This is a genomic window from Neorhizobium tomejilense (genome assembly GCF_964254135.1).
In the GTDB taxonomy this organism is placed as follows: Bacteria; Pseudomonadota; Alphaproteobacteria; order Rhizobiales; family Rhizobiaceae; genus Neorhizobium; species Neorhizobium tomejilense.
The window spans coordinates 783,517-797,976 of sequence record NZ_CAXUSO020000002.1; the positions used below are offsets into that span (position 1 = coordinate 783,517).

General features: G+C 61.7%; 15 protein-coding genes and 1 pseudogene. All 16 read right to left on the reverse strand.

Annotated elements, in window-relative coordinates; all coding sequences use genetic code 11:
• Window positions 1-89 precede the first annotated feature (89 nt).
• The 16 genes and pseudogenes from ACSQ3G_RS26420 to ggt all read right to left on the reverse strand — a co-directional run bounded on the left by ACSQ3G_RS26420 (window position 90) and on the right by ggt (window position 14,370).
• Window positions 90-896: a class I SAM-dependent methyltransferase gene (locus tag ACSQ3G_RS26420; RefSeq protein WP_436112350.1), complete on the reverse strand. Its 807-nt coding sequence runs from the start codon at window positions 894-896 to the stop codon at window positions 90-92.
• 115 nt (window positions 897-1,011) lie between these two features.
• Window positions 1,012-1,836, reverse strand: coding sequence for an inositol monophosphatase family protein (locus ACSQ3G_RS26425; RefSeq protein ID WP_436112351.1), 825 nt, complete (start codon window positions 1,834-1,836; stop codon window positions 1,012-1,014).
• Window positions 1,837-2,850 carry a LacI family DNA-binding transcriptional regulator gene (locus tag ACSQ3G_RS26430; RefSeq protein ID WP_436113196.1) on the reverse strand — a complete coding sequence of 338 codons (1,014 nt, stop codon included), beginning with the start codon at window positions 2,848-2,850 and terminating at the stop codon, window positions 1,837-1,839.
• Window positions 2,842-3,579, reverse strand: a pseudogene (locus ACSQ3G_RS26435) (glycerophosphodiester phosphodiesterase); the annotation flags it as partial. The gene ACSQ3G_RS26430 and the pseudogene ACSQ3G_RS26435, both read right to left, overlap by 9 nt.
• An 8-nt stretch (window positions 3,580-3,587) precedes the next feature.
• Window positions 3,588-4,643, reverse strand: a complete 1,056-nt coding sequence (locus ACSQ3G_RS26440; RefSeq protein ID WP_436112352.1) for an ABC transporter ATP-binding protein — start codon at window positions 4,641-4,643, stop codon at window positions 3,588-3,590.
• On the reverse strand, window positions 4,643-5,500 hold the full coding sequence (locus ACSQ3G_RS26445) for a carbohydrate ABC transporter permease (RefSeq protein WP_436112353.1): 858 nt from the start codon (window positions 5,498-5,500) through the stop codon (window positions 4,643-4,645). Before ACSQ3G_RS26445 ends, ACSQ3G_RS26440 begins: the two co-directional genes overlap by 1 nt.
• 2 nt (window positions 5,501-5,502) lie before the next feature.
• On the reverse strand, window positions 5,503-6,804 hold the full coding sequence (locus ACSQ3G_RS26450; protein WP_436112354.1) for a carbohydrate ABC transporter permease: 1,302 nt from the start codon (window positions 6,802-6,804) through the stop codon (window positions 5,503-5,505).
• An 87-nt stretch (window positions 6,805-6,891) separates the two neighbouring features.
• Window positions 6,892-8,238: an extracellular solute-binding protein gene (locus tag ACSQ3G_RS26455; RefSeq protein ID WP_436112355.1), complete on the reverse strand. Its 1,347-nt coding sequence runs from the start codon at window positions 8,236-8,238 to the stop codon at window positions 6,892-6,894.
• 187 nt (window positions 8,239-8,425) lie between these two features.
• The gene (locus ACSQ3G_RS26460) at window positions 8,426-8,722 is read right to left on the reverse strand and encodes an addiction module antidote protein (protein ID WP_436112356.1); all 297 of its coding nucleotides are present in this window, start codon (window positions 8,720-8,722) and stop codon (window positions 8,426-8,428) included.
• 2 nt (window positions 8,723-8,724) lie between these two features.
• The gene (locus tag ACSQ3G_RS26465) at window positions 8,725-9,015 is read right to left on the reverse strand and encodes a type II toxin-antitoxin system RelE/ParE family toxin (protein ID WP_436112357.1); all 291 of its coding nucleotides are present in this window, start codon (window positions 9,013-9,015) and stop codon (window positions 8,725-8,727) included.
• A 41-nt stretch (window positions 9,016-9,056) separates the two neighbouring features.
• Window positions 9,057-10,118 (reverse strand): molybdenum ABC transporter ATP-binding protein, encoded by a 1,062-nt coding sequence (gene modC / locus ACSQ3G_RS26470; protein ID WP_436112358.1) that lies wholly within the window; start codon window positions 10,116-10,118, stop codon window positions 9,057-9,059.
• Window positions 10,115-10,816 carry a molybdate ABC transporter permease subunit gene (gene modB / locus ACSQ3G_RS26475; RefSeq protein ID WP_436112359.1) on the reverse strand — a complete coding sequence of 234 codons (702 nt, stop codon included), beginning with the start codon at window positions 10,814-10,816 and terminating at the stop codon, window positions 10,115-10,117. Before modB ends, modC begins: the two co-directional genes overlap by 4 nt.
• 217 nt (window positions 10,817-11,033) lie before the next feature.
• Window positions 11,034-11,261 (reverse strand): hypothetical protein, encoded by a 228-nt coding sequence (locus ACSQ3G_RS26480; RefSeq protein ID WP_436112360.1) that lies wholly within the window; start codon window positions 11,259-11,261, stop codon window positions 11,034-11,036.
• Between the two features lie 85 nt (window positions 11,262-11,346).
• Window positions 11,347-11,577 carry a hypothetical protein gene (locus tag ACSQ3G_RS26485; protein ID WP_436112361.1) on the reverse strand — a complete coding sequence of 77 codons (231 nt, stop codon included), beginning with the start codon at window positions 11,575-11,577 and terminating at the stop codon, window positions 11,347-11,349.
• Between the two features lie 297 nt (window positions 11,578-11,874).
• Window positions 11,875-12,669: a molybdate ABC transporter substrate-binding protein gene (gene modA, locus ACSQ3G_RS26490; RefSeq protein WP_436112362.1), complete on the reverse strand. Its 795-nt coding sequence runs from the start codon at window positions 12,667-12,669 to the stop codon at window positions 11,875-11,877.
• Between the two features lie 108 nt (window positions 12,670-12,777).
• Window positions 12,778-14,370: a gamma-glutamyltransferase gene (gene ggt, locus ACSQ3G_RS26495; protein ID WP_436112363.1), complete on the reverse strand. Its 1,593-nt coding sequence runs from the start codon at window positions 14,368-14,370 to the stop codon at window positions 12,778-12,780.
• Window positions 14,371-14,460 lie beyond the last annotated feature (90 nt).

Below are 14,460 nucleotides of genomic sequence, written 5' to 3' on the forward strand. Positions count from 1 at the left end.
TGAACGGCATAGACAAAGAAAACAATAGGTTAGGCAGGGACTTCCTCGCTTTCCTTTTGCGTTACCGCCCAAGTTGCACCGGAGGCAGCCTATAGCTTTCTGCCGCAGATCGCCCATGCTCTCACCTTCAGCGGGATGGACCCGTCCTCTGCCATCGGCAGACTTTCCTGGAGCTTTTCCCGCAGCTTTTCTCTTTCGGCCGTCTTCAGGTTGGCGCAGTAACCGGGCGCTGGGCCTGCACCCAGCGTGAATGGATGCCAGAAGTCGTCGAAATTTTGGAAGCGTGTGGGCGCTTCGATCTTCGTCGCCTCCACGTGGGAAAGCCCGGCTCGGTGAGCGAGATCGGTTAGTCCCTCAAGTGTGCAGAAGGGGAAGCGTCGATCTTCGGTAAGGTCGCGTGCGCTCGGGTCAAGTGCTGTCGCAGCCGTCCAGAAGGCGCGCATGAATTCCACTCCACCGCCTGGATAATCCCAGACGTAGAAGGCTATGGTGGCTTTGGTGCGCGCAGTCCGCTGCATTTCCAGAAGCGCCTTTTCGCGGTCTGGTATGAAGTTCAAAGCCAGGCCTGAGACGATCATGTCCCTGGTGCCCGATGGAATTGACAGGGCCTCGCCATTGCCGATCTGAAATTCCACGCGCGGATCGGCGATAGTCGAGCGAGCCTTCTCCAGAAACCCTTCGGACGGATCGACGGCGATGAGGGATTTCGGATTGGTATCGGAAAGGATGCGGGCGCTCAATGCGCCTGTCCCACAGCCGACCTCCAGCCAATCAAGATCATCGTCGGGTTCAAGCCACTCGATGAAGCGCGGCGCAATCTGCCTACTCCAACGTCCCATGTAGATTTCGTAACTGTCGCCCGCCTGCCATGCGTCGTGACGTGAAGCGCCTGCCATCGTGTCCACCCGGGGATCGTGGATATCCGCCTATTCATATCATTCTGGGGTGAAGGTTGCACCCCGCCCAGGCTCCTTCTAAGTCGCCGTCGATGCCGTCTGCCATCTGCCTGCCCTACTGCGCAGCAGCGAGCAGGCCTTCCATCTCCATCAGGAAGGCGAATTCGCCGGCAAGCCCCGGCGAACAGACGACCACCGGCCCGCCCCGCGAAAGCAATTCCTCGAGCGGCGGCACGGCGATCGTCGCACCGGCTTCCGCGGCGATCAACACGCCGGCGAGCATGTCCCAGGAAGAAAGGTGTCGTTCGTAATAGAGGTCTGACACGCCTTCGGCGACGCGGACGAGGCCGATGGCGGCCGCGCCCATGCGCCGGTAGTCGATTCCGCGCTCGTAAAGCCTGCGCGAGACGCTGATGTAGTCTTCGAAATCGGTGCGGCGCGAATGGCCGAGAATGGCGATCGCGTGGTTGGGATCGCTGGTCTTGGCCGCCGTGATCGGCTTTCCTTCCTTGAGGGCGCCCTCACCCCGGATCGCATGGAAAACCCGGTCCTGTGCGGCGTCATAGATCACGCCGAGCAGGATTTCGCCGCCGGAGACGAAGGCGATCGAGACGCCCCAGTGCCGAAAGCCGCGGATGAAATTGGTGGTGCCGTCGATCGGGTCGACCACCCAGGTGCCGCGTTCTCCGGAATGTCCACCGCCTTCTTCGCCCATGAAGGAATCGTCGGGGAATTCGCCAAGCAGGGATGCGCGGATCGCTTCTTCGGCCCGCTTGTCGGCAACGGTGACGAAATCCTGCAGGCCCTTGTTCTCGACACCGAGCGTTTCTGGAAGAGCCTCGGCGCGGAAGGCGGCGGCCTCCATGCCGACCCGGCGGGCGACCTCGATTGCGGTCCTTTCGCGCGATTGCAGGGAGGAGAGATCGAATGCAGATGCCATTTATGCACTTCTTCTTTTGATCAGCGTCACCGGCGTGAACTCCACCCTAGCCACGGCGTCCGGTTCGGACATCCGGCTGGTCAGGAGATCGATCACCTGTTCCGCCTGTACGTCGCAGGGCTGTACGAAGGTGGTGAGGTCGTAAGCCGACCAGCTTGCCTGGGGGATGTCGTCATGGCCGATCACCTTGACGGAGCCGTAGCTCCGGCCGGCCTTGGCGAGCCCGTCGAGGACACCGCAGGCCATGTAGTCGTTGACCGAAAACACCCCGTCTATCCCCATGTCGATCAGCGATCGCGCCGCCTCGTGCCCATGGGCGTAATCATTGATGGCGACCGGGATCAGCGGCGCATCGAGCCCGAGCATCTGGCAGCGACTCTGAAAAGCCTCAGCACGCCGGCGCGACGAATAGGAAACAGTCGTGCCGGCGATGACGGCGAGCTTCTTGGCGCCTGATTCGACGAGGTGGTCGACGGCCATGTAACCCGACATCCGGTCGTCGGAGACGACCCGGTCGACGAAGGGAAAATCCTCGCCCTTGTTGACCAGCACGATCGGCACGCCCTCGATCGCACATTCCTCGAAGATGTGCGAGGGCGGCGCGTCCGAGGTGATGATGACGCCGGAAACGGCGTAATGCAGCAATTGGCCGATGACGGTCGCGCTATCGGCCTCCTTGGAGGTCGGCAACAGGATCGGCCGGTAATTGCGGGCGATCAGCGCGCGGGCCAGGTTTTCGAGCTGCTGTGTGCGGAACGGATTGTCGAGGCCGGCCGCCACCAGGCCGACGAAATCGGACCGCTTGTTGGTGAGGCTGCGGGCGAGATAGTTGACCCGATAGCCGAGTTCCTTGGCCGCCTGATAGACCTTCTGCCGGGTTTTTTCCGAAACACTGGCATCGGGGGTGAAGGCACGCGACACGGCGGCGCGGGAAACGCCGGCCGCCCGGGCGACGTCGAAGGAGGTGACGCGGCGGGGCTCGCGGGAAACGCCGCTCGTTTCCCTTGGTCGCATCAGGTCCGGCAGGTCGGTGCAGATGCCGAGCATCGGCAAGACCATGATATCCTTCAGGACATCCGGTCGCTCCTCGTGCCAGAGCACGAGCTCCTTGCCCTCGGCAAAAGCCCTGTCGATCAGTTCCTCGGTCACGAATTCCTGCGGCGTCTCGCTCGCCTTTTCCCAGCACAGATGCAGGATGTCGGCGGCCGCCGCCTCCCCTGCCGCATGCGGATCGTGGCCGACACGGATCAGCACCGAAAGCGCATAATCGCAGCCCATCTCGCGCAGCTCGCGCACCTGGGCGACATCGAAGGAGCCGAGGCAGGCGAAACGCTGGTCCATGTCCTTCAGGTGCTGCCAGCAGAGCGGACCGGTGCCCGGCCGCTTCAGCTCGACGTAAAGGCCACAACCGGTCTCCCGGCCGAGTGCGGCGACTTCCGTGAAACTCGGCACATCCGGCACCGCCTCGCGCAGCTCTGCAAAACTCATCTGCGAGATAAACAGGTCCCGCTGGAAGACGCGTTGCAGATGGTCGTCATGGGAAACGACGACCACGCCGTCCGACGTCATCTGGGTGTCGAGTTCCCACATTTCGGCGCCGAGTTCGGCAGCGCGGCGGAAGGCCGTGAGCGTGTTTTCCCGTTCATGGCCGCTCGCGCCGCGATGGCCGATGCAGAATGGCAGCCGGCCCTTCCCTCCCGGCCAGCCGAATTTGTCGAAGAAGGCGGAAAAGTCGTGCATCAAAGCCTCCGTCACAATCTCTGTCCGTCTTCGGCGAAAACGAAGGTCGAGGCGCTGTCGAGGTTCCAGCGCACGCTGTCACCCGGCTTCACGTCGTCGCGCACCGGCTGGATCGAGCGCAGCACGGAACCGTCTGGCAGCACGACGTCGTAGAGGTTTTCGCGGCCTTGCGTTTCCGCAAATACGACCTTGCCTTCGACCGGTGTACCTGCTGCTGTCCCGAAATGCTCCGGACGGACGCCGAGGCTGAGCGCGGTTCCGTCGGGAACGCCGGCCAGGGTAGCGAGCGGCAGGCGCAAGCCGCTTCCGCCAAGCACGAAAGCCCCCTGCTGAGCCTGGCCCTTGAGGAAGGAGATCGGCGGATTGCCGAGGAAACTGGCGACAAAGGACGTCCGAGGGTTCTTGTACATATCCGACGGGGTGGCGATCTGGACGATCTCGCCCGATTTCATGATGGCGATGCGGTCGCACATCGACATCGCCTCGACCTGGTCATGGGTGACGAGGATGGCGGTAATGCCGGTTTCCTTCTGCAGCCGCCGGATTTCCGAGCGCATTTCGAGCCGGAGCTTGGCGTCGAGATTGGCGAGCGGTTCGTCGAGGAGCAGCACGTCGGGGCGGCGGATCAAGGCGCGGGCGAGTGCCACGCGCTGCTGCTGGCCGCCGGAAAGCTGCGCCGGGCGCCGCCCAAGGAGATCGCCGATATGGACAAGTGCCGCGATATCCGCGACCTGCTGTTTGATGTCGGCGGAGGCAACCCGCTTCACCATCAGCGGGAAGCCGATATTTTCCTCCACCGTCATATGCGGATAAAGCGCATAGGACTGGAAGACGACGCCGACATTGCGCTCCTGGCTCGGCAGATGGGTGACATCCCGGTCGCCGAACAGGATGCGGCCCGAGGTCGGCCGATGAATGCCGCAGACGGCAAACAACGTCGTCGACTTGCCGCAGCCGGAAGGCCCGAGCAGCGCCAGCATTTCGCCGGAACCCACTTCGAGATCCATGTCTTCGATGACCTTGGTGGAGCCGAAACTCTTGGAAAACTTGTCGAGCAATATACGCATCAGCCCTTGGTGCCTCCGCCATAGATGTTCATGAGATGCTTCTGGAAGAAGACATAGAGGATCAGCACCGGCACGACGTAGAAGACGCCGACGGCCTTGAAGGTGCCGAAATCGAAGTTGTTGTCGTCGATGATCAGGCCCGCCAGATAGACCGACAGGACCTGCGCCTTCGCGCCCGGCGCCAGCACCTGCGGCATGATGAACTCGCTCCAGCCGGTGAGGAAGGAAAAGAGGCCAAGTGCCATCACTGCCGGCTTGATCTGCGGCAGCACGAGCCGGCGCCAGACCGTGAAGCGCGAGGCGCCGTCGACGGTGCCGGCCATCTCGATTTCCCAGGGCACGGTGTCGTAGAACCCCTTCATCAGCCAGATGCCGAGCGGAAGTTCGACCGCGGCCTTTACCAGGATCACCCCGATCAGCGAATTGTAGAGGCCGATCCACTGCAGCACGATGAAAATGGCGATGATCAGCGTCACCGACGGAAAGGCGTGCAGCACCATGACGCCGGCGAGGAAAAAGCCGCGCGCCGGCACGTTGAGGCGCGACAGCACGTAACCCGCCATCGACGAGACCGTGAGGATGACGCCGGTGATGCAGCTTGCGAAGATGAAGGTATTGAGCGTGACGAGCCAGATGTTCGGCTTGCCGGCCTTGGTCTCCCAGAGGAAGCTCCAGTGGCGCAGCGTGAACTCGTTCGGGATCAGCGAACCGACTTCCGTGTCGCTGATCGTGTCGATGAAGAGATAGGCATACATCACCAGGAGTGGCAGGCTGAAAAGGCCGAGCAGCAGGATCACCGGGAGGCTCGAGAAATTCGCCGAGGTCGTGTTGGACGAGATTTGCGGTTTTTCGGCCATGCTCAATCCTCGATCAGCGGCTTGGAGATCAGCGTATCGTAACGGAAGATGCGCAGGTAGATGAGCGACAGGATGATGCCGACAACCACCAGCACCAGGGCCATGGCGGCGCCCAGCCCGTATTCCAGATTGCCGGTATAGTTGTTGAGCGCTGTGTGGTAGGCGGCGAGCGACCAGACTTCGGTCGCCCGCCCCGGCCCGCCGCGGGTCGAGAGGAGAATTTCGTTGAAGGAGGCGAGAAGCGACAGGGTCTGGTAGCAGGTGACGAACAGGATCGGCCAGCGAAGCTGCGGCAGGATGACGTGGCGGACCTGTTGCCAGCGGCTGGCGCCATCCACCTCGCTTGCATGGAACTGCGTCTGCGGGATCGCCTTGATGGCCGACGAGAAGACCAGCATGCCCATCGAGGCCCCGATGAAGCCGTTGATCAGGATCACGAAGAACCAGGCGTTATAGGCACTGTCGAGCAGGTAGTTTTTCGCCGGATAACCGAACTGGCCCATGAACATCGAGATGAAGCCGCTGTCCCAGGTCAGCCATTTCCACATCAACACGTAGATGACGACCGGCGTGATGCGCGGCAGCAGCCAGATGGCGCGGAAGATGGATGCGGTCGAAGCCGGCATGTAGTGGGTCGTGATGGCGAGGAAGAGCGCGTAGCTGACGTTGAACAAGAGCAGCGTCACCGAGACGTAGAAGGCGGTGTTGAGGAAGATCTGCGCCATGTCCGGCGAGTTGCCGATGATCCTGAAGTTTTCCGTCGTCCACACCCAGCCGGTATAGGTGGCGGTGGCGACCGTCGCCTGTTCGGCCGGCGTCAAAGCGAAACCCAGCTTCTTGAGGCTCGCCATCAGTCCGTCGCGGGTCTCGAACCGGGTATTCAGAACCGAACGGTTGAAGAGGTCGGAAATCTGCTTGACCTCACGGGTCGAGGGCCGGTCCTTCAGCGCCTTGATCATGCGTTCGGCCTCGCGGCGCGAGGGAAAGACCTCGCCCATGTGGCTGGTGCGCAGTTCAGTGCTGAAACCTGCCTTGAGCTTCAGGGCCTCCAGCGCTGCAAGCCCCTCCTCGTCGATGACGAAACGTGGTTCGGCAATGCCGCCCGCAAGGTCCGGCATGTCTGCCTTCAGGCGGTTGATGGCGCCTTGCGTGACCTGCCAGGCGCCGCCGGAAATGCCGGTCGCGGTGGTCATGTTGGTCATGGCGAAGATGGCGGTCAGGACGACCGGCATCAGGAAGAACAGGAAGATCATGACCGCGGCAGGCGCGATCATCACCAGTCCGAGCGTTCGGGACGTTCGCATGGGTGAAGCCTTGGGAGACGGATGGGGTGTGGGCGGCGGAGCGATCGCCGCCCACAGTTCGAGGCGAGGAGTTTCGCCCGGTTACAGTCAGCGGATGATGATCGCCGCGCCGAGCGTCGACTTCAGCTCGGCTTCGGCATCGTTGACCGCGGCCTCGGCGGTCTTGGCACCCGTCCAGGAGGCTTCGAAGTTCTTCCACATGATCGTCCAGTACTTGCCGAAATCGGCATTGTTCGGCATGGCGTTGGCATGCGGCAGAAGGCGTTCGGTGGCTTCCGAAGCCCAGCGGTCGGCCGCATAGAGGTCGACCTTGGTTTCGGAAGGCGAGATGCCGAGATGGGCGGACTTGATCGCATGCAGCGCATTGATGCGCGGCTCGGAGGCGATCTTGATCAGGTCGGCAGCGATCTGGGTTTCTTCTTCGGTATGGCCGGCCATCAGCAGGTAAGCGAGCGGATGGGTCAGCGTATTGGCCTTGCCGCCCTCGCCGCCCGGTACCAGCGTGAACTGGACGTTGGTGAAGAAGTCCTTCAGGCCTTCCTGGTTGACGAGACGGGCATAATGCCAGGTGCCGCCGTGCCAGATGCCGGCCTTGCCGGTGGCGACTTCCTTCCACCACTGGTCACCCGGCATGCCGACATGGTTCTTCTTGGTGACGCCGGCCTTCACGAGATCGGCGAAATACTGGTAGGTGCGCTTCATCGCGGCCTTGTCGAAGACGAGCTTGCCTTCCTCTTCCATCACGCCACCGAAGGACGTGTAGAACTGCCAGTAGTCCGGGCCGTTATTGGTGCGCGGATAAAAGCCGTAGCCGGCCTGGACGAGGCCCTTGTCCTGCATCTTCTTGGCGTCTTCGAGCACGTTCTTGAGCGTATATTCGCCCTTTTCGACCTTGGCCGGCAGGGCCTCGATATCGGCATCCGAATAGCCGATCGCCTTCATGTAAGGCTTCCAGAAGAAGAACGGGCGGGATTCGGCGTCCTGCGGGATGCCGTAGACGCTACCATTGAAGGAGGTGATCTCCATCAGGTTCGGATAGATGTCGCTGATCGGCCAGCTGTCGAGGTCGATGAACTTCTCGACCGGAACGATGAGGCCGGCCTGCGCCCAGGGGCCGATGTCTTCATGGCCGGTGGCGACGATGTTCGGAGCCTTCTTGGCTTCGGCGGCGAGCGTCAGCGCCTGCTTAAAATCTTCCCAGCCGGAATAGGGCGTCTTCTGGACGATGATGTTGAGCTGCTGGCCGCGGATGGCGGCTTCGCGCTCGAGAATATCGGCTGCGATATCGAAGGCATCGGTGCGGTAGTTGTCGTTCGGCCCGGAACCGCCGGACCAGACGGAAATGGTGACATCCTTGGCGGACGCGAAGACGGCGGTCGAGGTCAAGAGAACGGCCGCGAGCGTGGCGGATTTGAGTATCGGAAGAACAGTCATGGTTTACTCCCCGAAGAGCGAAATGGCTTCTTCCGAACCCTGAAAGACCTATCGGCCGAGGCTGCGGAAGCGCTGAAGATCATCAACAGGAAGCGGTCTAGCGGGGCTCCTTAACACCCGGATGACAAAATGTACGCGTGTGCAAAATTTCTTCGAAGGATCGTTCTGCCGTCTGCTGGGGCCGACCCTATGCGGCTTCGTTGGCGGAAACCACCGTGACTCGGAGTCCGAGGGCCTTCAAGACACCGAGCAACGTGGAGAGCTTCGGATCTCCCTTATCGCTCAGCGCCTTGTAGAGCGCCTCGCGGGTAATGCCCGCTTCCTTGGCGACATTGGTCATGCCCATGGAGCGGGCAACATCGCCAAGGGCGATCGAGATAAGTTTCGGATCCCCGTCCTCGAAAGCTGCTTCGAGATAAGCAACGCGCGCTTCGGGCGTCTTCAGGTAGTCCTGAACGTCCCATTTCGTCGTTTCAATAGGCACTGTCATATCTCCTTCGCCATCTGTTTTGCCGAAGCGACGTCCCTGCTTTGGGTGCTCTTGTCTCCGCCACAGAGCAAGATGATGATTTCCTGGCCCTGCTGGATGAAATAGAGCCGGTAGCCGGGGCCGTAGGCAATACGCGCCTCGCTGACGCCTTCGCCGACAGGCTTCACATCGCCAAGATTGCCAATTTCCATGCGGCGAATGCGCGTAACTATTCGCATTCGGGCGTTATAGTCCCGAAGTTCGCTGAACCACTTTGAGAAAGTCGCCGTTTTGCGAATTTCGATCATGTGTAATCTATAGTTCACAGTCTGCTGAAGATCAACCCACGCTACCGTTCTAGCGCCACCGTCTTGATCACCGCAAAAACCGGCTTTTCCAGCTTCAGGTCGAGCCGTTCGACGGAAAGTGCGGTGATGCGGGCGAGCACGATATCTCCGCCGCAGCGGATGCGGATGCGGGCCATGCCGTCGCCGTCCGGCTCGATCGCGGCGATTATGCCGTCAAGGATGTTGAGGGCGCTAAGCCCCTCCGGCCGCTGGGTGGCGACCATCACGTCCCGTTCGGGGATATGCACGCGGACTCTCCGGCCTTCTTCAGCATGCGCATTCGGCACCACGATCTGCGCCTGCGAAAGCCGGATCGTCGCCAGCCGGTGCGGGATATCGATCGTCTCGACCGTGCCGGTCAGTACTGCTCCGGCATCGCGGCGATCCGCAGAAGGCATAGAGAGGACTTCCGACGGCGTGCCGATGGCCTCGACCCGGCCCTCCTTCATTATCACCACCTTGTCGGCAAGCCGCGCCACTTCCGAGACCGAATGGCTGACATAGACGATCGGCGTCGAGGTTTCGTCGCGCAGGCGTTCGAGATAGGGCAGGATCTCGGCCTTGCGCAGGTCGTCGAGCGCGGCGAGCGGCTCATCCATCAGAAGGAGACGCGGAGCGGAGAGCAATGCCCGACCGATCGCGACACGCTGTTTTTCGCCACCTGAAAGCTTCCCCGGCCGCCGCTCCAGCAACAGGCCGATGCCCAGCAGTTCGACAATCCGATCGAAATTTTCCGGCCGCGTTGTCTTGGGTGCGAACCAGTGGCCATAGGCTAGGTTCTGACGCACCGAGAGGTGCGGGAAAAGCCGGCCTTCCTGGAAGACGTAGCCGAAACGTCGTTTGTGCTTTGGCACGAAAATGCCGCTTTCGGTGTCGAACAGCGTTTCGCCATAGACCACCAGCCGCCCGTGGTCCGGCTTCGACAGTCCCGCGATCACCCGCACCAGCGACGTCTTGCCGGAGCCCGAAGGCCCGAACAGTGCGGTCACGCCGCCATCCGACGTGAAGCCCGCGTCGAGAACAAACTCTCCCAGCGTCTGCCGTGCCTTAACGACGAGGGTCATTCGATATCAACCCTCTTGCCGACCAGATAGGCCAGGAACTCCGAGGCGAGAAGCGCTGCAAACGAGATGGCGATCGCGACCAGTGTCAGCCGCATCGCCCCGGCATCGCCGCCCGGCACCTGCGTGAACGTGTAGATCGCTGCCGAAAGGGTCTGGGTTTCACCGGGAATATTGGAGACGAAGGTGATCGTCGCGCCGAACTCGCCCATCGCCTTTGCGAATGCGAGGATCATGCCGGCGATCACGCCTGGCAGGATGAGCGGCAGCGTCACAGTGATGAAAACCCAGGCGGGTCCTGCGCCGAGCGTGCCGGCCGCTTCTTCCAGCTTGCGGTCGACGGATTCGATCGACAGCCGGATGGACCGTACCATCAGCGGAAAGCCCATCACGCCGCAGGCAAGTGCCGCGCCGGTCCAGCGGAAGGAGAGGACGATGCCGAGATATTCGTTGAGAAAGGCGCCGATGACGCCGCGTCGTCCGAACAATATCAGCAGCAGAAAACCGGTGACGACCGGCGGCAGGATGAGCGGCAGGTGGACGACGCCGTTCAGGATCGACTTGCCCCAGAATCTTCCGCGGGCAAGCAGGTAGGCGACGAGAAGGCCGAACGGCAAGCTGACGATCATGGCGACGGCGGAAACCTTCAGGCTGAGCCTGATCGCGGTCCATTCCTCGTCGCTCAATGCCAGCCAGTCCAAACGCCGATCCCACCCGTAGCCGCCATGCAATATATCGCATTGGATATATCGAGACGGGTCTGATGGCTAGGTCCTGGCGGAAAAGTTACTGGAGGGTTCTGAAAAAGGCGGTGGGAGAGCGCCGGATTGACCGCTGCTCTCCCTGCACCATCGCATTCACAAGATGGGTAGCCTTGAACAAAGGCCGCTAGGCCTTGGTCTTTTTTTGTGCGGCTGGTTAGCGATTGTCGCGGCTCGTATCGCCGAAGATCGACTGGCTTTCCCGGTGATCGGTGTCGCGGATCTGGATGCTGCCGGTGCGGACGTCGTCCACATTGCCGCTGTTGACCCGGGCGGAGGCATGCGTCTTCGAGGTGCCTTCAAAATAATCGCCCTCGGCGAGAGCCGAGCCTCCGAAGGAAGCGGCAGCGATCATGGCGGCGATAGCGGAGATGGAAGTCTTCATTGTCCTAGTCCTTTCAGAGTTCGTCCGGGGCTCAAGTTTGCGACCTGCCTGCCGGACGATGTTCGGTATCTTGAATGAGCTGCGCTTAGCGATTGTCGCGGCTTTCGTGCTTGAAGATCGGCTGGTCGCCGCGATTGTCGTTGGCGCGAACCTGGTCGATGCTGCCGGTCCTGACATTGTCGACCTTGTCATTGGTCTGCGCCGCTGCCTGTCCCTTGGTCGCACCCTGATAATAATCGCCTTCTGCAAGGGCGACGCCGGCGAAGGAAGCCGAAGCGATCATGGCTGCGGCAAAAGTGGAAAGTACTGTCTTCATTATCGTATTCCTCAGTTGCTAAACGGAGCCGTTTGGGAGCCGGCGTCCGCTCGGTGGTATTAGGAAGCGTATTGTTTGCTTCCGGTCATGAGATGGGGGAGCCCGATCGAGGTCGCTAGGGCATGATTTCCAAACGGAATGTTCGGGATTCGAGAACAAACGATCGCGTGAGACCGGTTGAAATCGAGATCGGGACAGGGCTGGGCGGAGAGACTCGCCCGCAGGAACGGCACGGCCGGCAACGAAAAACAGGCCCGAAAGGGGCAGTTTCGATGCGCATTGCCGGAGTGCTCGCGGCTACTTCAGAACCGTAAAACCTTCCTTTTCGAAGAACGGCGCCGCCTTGTTGGACGTCAGATAGTTGAGATAGGCGGGCGCATCCTTGGACTTCGATTCCGACAGGACGGCGATTGGATAAACGATCGGCGGGTGGGTGTCGCCCGGGAACGTGCCGACGATGGCAACACCCGGATCGGCCGCCGCGTCCGTCTGGTAGACGATGCCGTAGGGCGCTTCGCCGCGCGAGACGAACGCGAGTGCTGCGCGCACACTTTCGGCGCTTGCTACGCTCTTTTCGACCGACGACCAGACACCGAGCTTTTCGAGCGAGGCCTTGGCGTATTTGCCGGCCGGAACCGCGTTCGGCTCACCCATGGCAAGCCTGCCGCCTCTGAGCAGGCCCGCGAGATCGAAGCCCGGCCTGATATCGACCGGCTTGGCGGCGTCCTTGGCGGCGACCAGCACGATCCGGTTGCCGAGCCAGTTGAACCTAGTGTCTTCCCTCACGAGCTTCTTGTCGGAGACATATTTCATCCAGTCGAGATCGGCCGAAATGAAGATATCCGCCGGCGCGCCGCTTTCGATCTGCTTGGCGAGCGCCGAACTTGCGGCATAGGAAACGGTGACCTGCCCGCCACCCAAGGCTCCCCACGCCTTGTTGGCGTTGTCGAGCGCGTTCTTCATGCTGGCGGCTGCAAAGACGGTGACTTTTTCCTGCGCTGCGGCGGGAGCGGCAAACGAGGCGATCGACACAAAGGCGGCTGCCACCGACGTCACCGCGAGCCTGATCCAGGAATGACGACCAATGTTCATGATTTCCTCTCCGATCCTTAAGCGAGATATTCCTTTGGATATCTCGCTGGCGAGGTTTTGACCAGCGTTATATCCCGCAAGATATCTTGATCGGTTGGCGGGGTAGGCTTAAATGCCGAGAGCCATGCCGTCCTTGCGGGGGTCGGAACCACCTTTCAGCACGCCTGTTTCCCAGTCGATCCAGATCGCCTGGGCGCCGCCCATGGCCGATTCCGGCGCCTTCACCTCGAAACCGCGCTTGGTGAACTCCGGGCCGATCGTGTTGCGTAGCCGGGCTTCCATCTCGACCTGATTGGTCCCGGGCAGCGGGAAGAGGCGCGGCAGGTCGATGGCGCTCTGCAGGTCCATGCCGTAATCGAAGACTTTTGAGAGGAAATGGGCGTGGCCCATGGCCTGGTATTGGCCGCCCATGACACCGAAGGGCATGACGGCACGGCCATCCTTCGTCACCATGCCGGGTATGATCGTATGCATCGGCCGCTTGCCCGGCGCGATCGCATTCGGATGGTCCGGATCGAGCGAGAAGCTGAAACCCCGATTGTGGAACATCACCCCGCTCTTCGGATCCATATGGCCGCTGCCGTAAACGAAGAAGATCGAGTTGATGAAGCTGATGGCATTGCGGTCGCTGTCGACGACCGAGAGATAGATCGTGTCCTTGTGCGGCACTTCGTCGAAGGGCGGCAGGTTCTCGATCGCTTTTTCGGGATCGATCATGGCGGCCAACTGCCGGGCAAGTTCGTCCGAGAGCAGGTAATCGACCGGCACGTCGACCTTAGCCGGATCGGCGAGAAAACGGTTGCGCGCCGCATAGGCTAGGCGCGTCGCCTCGACCTCGACATGCAGGCGCTCAGGCGCCAGCGGATCACCTTTGCCCGGAAAATGCGACAGGATGTTGAGGATCATCAGCGCGATGATGCCCTGGCCGTTGGGCGGGCATTCGTGGATTTCGTGGCCACGGAACGTCGTCTTGATCGGCGTCACGTATTCGCCTTTGGCATTGGCGAAATCTTCGAGCGTGTGCAGCGCGCCGATGCCGTTCAGGTAGCTCACCATGCCTTCCGCGATCGGGCCACGATAGAAAGCGTCCCTGCCCTCCCGGCCGATGGCTTCGAGCGTATCGGCAAGTTGCTTCTGATACTGGACCGAACCCGCCGGCGGCGCCTTGCCGTCGACGAGAAAGACGCGGCTCGCAGCCGGATCATCCTTCAGGATCTCCGCCTGGGCGGCAAGGTCGTGTGCCGTGCGCGGAGGCAGAACATAGCCGTCGCGCGCCAGCTTGACAGCCGGGGCCAGAATATCGGCCATCTTCATGCGGCCGTGATCGGTTACCAGCCGCGTCCAGGCATCCACCGCCCCCGGCACGGTGATCGTGTGCGGCGAGGTGCGGGTGAGGCTGGTGACGCCGAGCGAACGGAGATGTTCGACGGTTGCGGCAGCCGGTGCCCGGCCTGACCCATTATAGGCCAGCACCTTGTCGGTGCCACTGAGCGAGAGGAGAGCGAAACAATCGCCGCCGATGCCGGTCGAGCCGGCTTCGACGACGCACTGTACGGCGCAGGCGGCAACCGCCGCATCGACGGCATTGCCGCCATTGCGCAGCATGTCGATGGCGGTAAGCGTCGCCAGCGGCTGGGAGGTGGCGGCCATCGCAGTGCGGCCGACGGCGAGCGAACGGCCGGGTAATTCGAAATCTCTCATATCACCTCATCACGGAGCAATCGGGCTCAAGGCCCTGTGGCGGCACAGCATTTTCCTCAACAGACCATGCCGGGCGCCCGGCATCAAGCC

Excerpts from the sequence above, each read along its gene's own strand:
- ACSQ3G_RS26420 (WP_436112350.1), bottom strand. The coding sequence starts at position 896 with ATGGCAGGCGCTTCACGTCACGACGCATGGCAGGCGGGCGACAGTTAC.
- ACSQ3G_RS26425 (WP_436112351.1), bottom strand. The coding sequence starts at position 1,836 with ATGGCATCTGCATTCGATCTCTCCTCCCTGCAATCGCGCGAAAGGACC.
- ACSQ3G_RS26430 (WP_436113196.1), bottom strand. The coding sequence starts at position 2,850 with ATGCGACCAAGGGAAACGAGCGGCGTTTCCCGCGAGCCCCGCCGCGTC.
- ACSQ3G_RS26440 (WP_436112352.1), bottom strand. The coding sequence starts at position 4,643 with ATGCGTATATTGCTCGACAAGTTTTCCAAGAGTTTCGGCTCCACCAAG.
- ACSQ3G_RS26445 (WP_436112353.1), bottom strand. The coding sequence starts at position 5,500 with ATGGCCGAAAAACCGCAAATCTCGTCCAACACGACCTCGGCGAATTTC.
- ACSQ3G_RS26450 (WP_436112354.1), bottom strand. The coding sequence starts at position 6,804 with ATGCGAACGTCCCGAACGCTCGGACTGGTGATGATCGCGCCTGCCGCG.
- ACSQ3G_RS26455 (WP_436112355.1), bottom strand. The coding sequence starts at position 8,238 with ATGACTGTTCTTCCGATACTCAAATCCGCCACGCTCGCGGCCGTTCTC.
- ACSQ3G_RS26465 (WP_436112357.1), bottom strand. The coding sequence starts at position 9,015 with ATGATCGAAATTCGCAAAACGGCGACTTTCTCAAAGTGGTTCAGCGAA.
- modC (WP_436112358.1), bottom strand. The coding sequence starts at position 10,118 with ATGACCCTCGTCGTTAAGGCACGGCAGACGCTGGGAGAGTTTGTTCTC.
- ACSQ3G_RS26480 (WP_436112360.1), bottom strand. The coding sequence starts at position 11,261 with ATGAAGACTTCCATCTCCGCTATCGCCGCCATGATCGCTGCCGCTTCC.
- ACSQ3G_RS26485 (WP_436112361.1), bottom strand. The coding sequence starts at position 11,577 with ATGAAGACAGTACTTTCCACTTTTGCCGCAGCCATGATCGCTTCGGCT.
- modA (WP_436112362.1), bottom strand. The coding sequence starts at position 12,669 with ATGAACATTGGTCGTCATTCCTGGATCAGGCTCGCGGTGACGTCGGTG.
- ggt (WP_436112363.1), bottom strand. The coding sequence starts at position 14,370 with ATGAGAGATTTCGAATTACCCGGCCGTTCGCTCGCCGTCGGCCGCACT.